This window comes from Vibrio sp. V03_P4A6T147 (assembly GCF_002241085.1).
Taxonomy (GTDB): Bacteria; Pseudomonadota; Gammaproteobacteria; order Enterobacterales; family Vibrionaceae; genus Vibrio; species Vibrio anguillarum.
The window spans coordinates 1-3,807 of record NZ_NDIO01000055.1 but is presented as its reverse complement, the minus strand read 5'-3'; the positions used below and the strand labels follow the sequence as shown (position 1 = coordinate 3,807).

The 3,807-nt window shown below is 42.5% G+C and carries 4 protein-coding genes; 2 read left to right on the top strand and 2 right to left on the bottom strand.

The genetic code is table 11. From position 1 onward, the window contains the following. On the bottom strand, positions 1-487 hold a 487-nt coding region (locus tag B9J84_RS01955; protein ID WP_094123416.1), incomplete at its 3' end, for a hypothetical protein. Positions 488-828: 341 nt separating this feature from the next. On the opposite strand from B9J84_RS01955, the gene B9J84_RS01950 reads away from it, so the two are divergent. Beyond that, complete coding sequence (locus B9J84_RS01950) at positions 829-1,368, top strand: cytochrome b (protein WP_017047204.1); 540 nt, start codon at positions 829-831, stop codon at positions 1,366-1,368. After that, a complete protein-coding gene (locus B9J84_RS01945) occupies positions 1,365-1,934 on the top strand; it encodes a YceI family protein (protein ID WP_013867851.1) in 570 nt (189 codons plus the stop codon). Before B9J84_RS01950 ends, B9J84_RS01945 begins: the two co-directional genes overlap by 4 nt. A 96-nt stretch (positions 1,935-2,030) precedes the next feature. Here B9J84_RS01945 and B9J84_RS01940 read toward each other — a convergent pair whose 3' ends face one another. Beyond that, positions 2,031-3,803, bottom strand: coding sequence for a methyl-accepting chemotaxis protein (locus tag B9J84_RS01940; RefSeq protein ID WP_094123417.1), 1,773 nt, complete (start codon positions 3,801-3,803; stop codon positions 2,031-2,033). Positions 3,804-3,807 lie beyond the last annotated feature (4 nt).

The following is a 3,807-nucleotide window of genomic DNA, read 5'->3' as shown; positions in this document are numbered from 1 at the left end:
CATACAGCGTGATACCTTGTGCGAGGTATTGATCTATTTCATCGGGTAATTGCCCTGTCCACCAATGAAGTAACTCGCGACTTTTTTGGCTACGACTGATCCAGTGATCGGTCAGTAATAACAGTAAATCATTCGGTTGAATCGCGTAAGCGTACTCATATTTCCACTGCGCAATGTCTTGCATCAACTTTTCTCGACAGGTTTTACCAGCACTGACCATATGGTGAGTCAGGATCCATACTGTTCCTGCATCACTGCTCACTCTGTAATGGTGTGGCATGTCTCGCTGAGGGATTGATTCAATAACAGAATAGTGGCATGGGTGCCCAAATTCACTGAGTGTACGAGCCAACCTGCGAGCAAAAGCCAGTCCTAAGTGATGTTCACTCATTCCTTGGTTGTGTATGGTGGGGTAGTGCTTTTCACAAAGTTTTAGGCAGTCAGCTTGAAATTCGTTGACGCTTTGCGTGAGTATGTCCAGTAGCAACTCATTGTTCTCCTTTAATAAAGCCAAACAAGATTACCACAGTTATCAACAAGCACGAGCAGCAAATGGCGAGTTCTTGATCTTTCACACTATTCTTCTAATACGAGCATTCTATAGGTGTTAAACCCTTATGATTTGAAGCTACCGTTGTTTCAAGTTGTTTGAGCCTAAGTCGTGGTTATCTATATCCACAATAAGTTCCTTCAGTTTTTTCGAATAACTCAATCAGTACTAAAGTATGTCCACAATGTAAAGTATGGTAAATACTGTGTTAATAATTTAGGCTAGAATATAGATTCAATTCACTTTGTTGCTGTTTCACTTGCTGGTTTAGAAAATTTATGACAACTGAAGTTAAAAATTACAACTTAGTCACGCGTCTTATCCATTGGTTATCCGCACTCGTTATCATCGGTATGTTTGGTGCTGGGATCTGGATGGTTGAGTTAACCTATTACAGTCAATGGTATAACACCGCGCCACATTGGCATAAATCTGTCGGTTTGTTGCTGCTCGCGGTCACCCTGTTCCGCATACTATGGAAGTTGGTGAGTGTCTCTCCTGCCATTGGTGGCGGCCACTATGAGCGCATTGCGGCTAAAGCGGCGCACGGATTAATGTATTTATTATTGATGACGCTGTTTGTATCAGGCTATTTGATCTCAACAGAAGATGGCCGAGGGATTGATGTTTTCAATTGGTTTACTGTACCAAGTATGGGCTTGTTGTTTGAAGGACAAGCCGATCTCTCTGGTACGGTTCACTTTTACGCAGCTTGGACGCTGATTATTTTAGCAGGCGTGCACGCTGTTGCCGCACTCAAGCACCATTTTATTGATAAAGACGATACGCTACGAAAAATGATAGGAGCTTCTAAATGAAGAAAACGTTACTTGCTACTGGATTGGCTTTCGCAACACTCATGCCGCTAGGTGCAAACGCTGCTGACTATGTTATAGATACCAAAGGTGCGCATGCTTCAATTAACTTTAAAGTCAGCCATCTTGGTTATAGCTTTACCAAGGGCCGCTTTAACAAGTTTGATGGTGAGTTTTCCTACGATCCTAACGACCTTGCAAGCTCAAAAGTGAAAGTTAATGTGGATACTCGCAGCTTGGACAGTAACCATGCTGAACGTGATAAACATATTCGTAGTGCTGATTTCATTGATGCATCAAAATATTCACAAGCCACGTTTACCAGTACTCAAGTGGTTGATAAAGGGAATGGTAAACTAGAAGTGCTCGGTGATCTTACTCTGCATGGTCAAACCAAACCCATTACTATTGATGCAGAATTTATTGGTGCAGGTAAAGACCCATGGGGTGGCCAACGCGCTGGTTTTTCGGGGACAACACGTATCGAACTCGCGGATTTCAATATTGCAGTAATGGGCGCTTCAAGCTATGTCGATATGGAACTCTATGTTGAAGGAATACAAAAGTAATCCACATCTTGTTATGCTTTAAGCAAACATGAATAAAAGGGTCTAACTCTAGACCCTTTTCACTAACTCTCGCTATATTTTATCTCTATACATTGGCTAACTGACGGATTTCTGAGTCTGGAATTCGGCGACCGCGTTGTCCATGTCGTTTGCTTGCTTGGAAACGATATCGACTTCAATCAAACACTGTTTAGCTGAGTGCATATTATTATCAGAGATAGAGTTAAGTTCGGTGATCGATTCACTGACTTGGTTCATCACAATGCCTTGTTCTTCAATTGCAGAGGCGATTCGCTCAGAGTTACTTTGTATCATTTCCATGTCAGAGAGAATCTGACGTAAACTATTATCCAGTTCTCCTGAAGCCGTTAGCGTCGCATGGCCTTGAGTGTTGCATTGTGCAATATCAGTGACAACGGTGCTCATTTGGCTTTGAATTGCAGAAACGACATTGGTGATCTCTTCCGTTGACTGATGCGTGCGGCTGGCAAGTGCGCGGACTTCATCGGCGACCACAGCAAAGCCTCTGCCTTGTTCTCCGGCGCGAGCGGCTTCAATCGCGGCATTTAATGCCAGTAAATTGGTCTGCTCTGCGATACCTTGAATGATGTTAACAGCACCGCCAATTTGTTCGACATGCTTGTTCAATGAGGCGATGGAGATTTGACTTTTTTCCAATGTTCGTGAGAGTTCATCGACATTTTTTACCGTTGATTCCACCACTAAACGTCCTTGCTGAGCATTGTGCGCGGCTTTGTGTACACCTTCTACTGCTACACTAGTACTTTCTGAAATTTCGCTGATGGTGGACACCATTTCTTGAACGGCCGTTGCCATTGTCGTGGTGTGGTCAGCCTGAACGTGAAACTGTTCAATCACATCTTCTAATTCGTTATGCATACTTGATGTACTGTTCGATAGCTGGTGAGACTTTGTTTGAGAGCCAGCGATAAGAGTTTCGAACTTATCGAGTAAGGTATTAAAATAAGTTGCGATCGATACCAGCTCGTTGCGGCCAGTCAGTTCAACACGCAAACTGATGTTGTTGCTGTTTGAAATCATTTGCATCACTGATAACAACTTACTCACTTGCACGTTAATGGAGCGCGCTATTTGGAGAATAAATCCAAGGATTAGCACGATCACTAACGCACTGAGCCCTTGCTTCACATAGTTAAGTTCTTGCTCAATACTTGTAATCTCTTTATTTAACACTTCAGAAAAGGTAACAAACTGTTGTTCAACATTATGAGAAAGGTTACGTACTTCACCAAGTAGCCCTTGATTATATTTCAAACCAATCACTTTTTTCTGATCGACAAGCTGTTGGGCGGCCTGTGCTAATGCCGGAAAACGGTTAGTCACTGTGCTGTTTTGCAGCTCTCCAACCTGCACGCTTTGATCAAACGCCATCAGCTCTAAAAGTAATGCATCATCAGCATTAGGTTTTATGGTTTCCAATGCTTGTAAATAAGTGGCTAAAAGGCCGGATTTTTCATTTAATCCGTATAGGCTATAAGCCTGCACCAATTTTTCAAAACCTTGTTTATAAGCCAAAAGATCTTGTCGGAGTTGGCTACTAGAGGGGAGATCTCGATCTAACAGGATGAGGGAAAGTTGCTGTTCCAGATCTAAAAAAAGAGTGCTGTTTTTTTTAAAGGTTTCAAGGTATTTCACGTCGCTTCGCAGAAGAAAATCTTTCTCATTGCGCCGCAAATTGAGCAGTCTAATTTCAAGTTTATCGACTAAGTTAATGGCTTGATTGAGCGTTTCGGTGGTTTGGGAAAAATGTGTGGTAGTGGCTAACATTACCAGAACCCCGATAACCGCAATAGCACCCAGTGAATATAATTTTTGTTTGATACTCATGAGA

Bases quoted from the DNA above. Each gene is read 5' to 3' on its own strand.
- B9J84_RS01940 (WP_094123417.1), bottom strand. From the start codon at position 3,803: ATGAGTATCAAACAAAAATTATATTCACTGGGTGCTATTGCGGTTATC.
- B9J84_RS01950 (WP_017047204.1), top strand. From the start codon at position 829: ATGACAACTGAAGTTAAAAATTACAACTTAGTCACGCGTCTTATCCAT.
- B9J84_RS01945 (WP_013867851.1), top strand. From the start codon at position 1,365: ATGAAGAAAACGTTACTTGCTACTGGATTGGCTTTCGCAACACTCATG.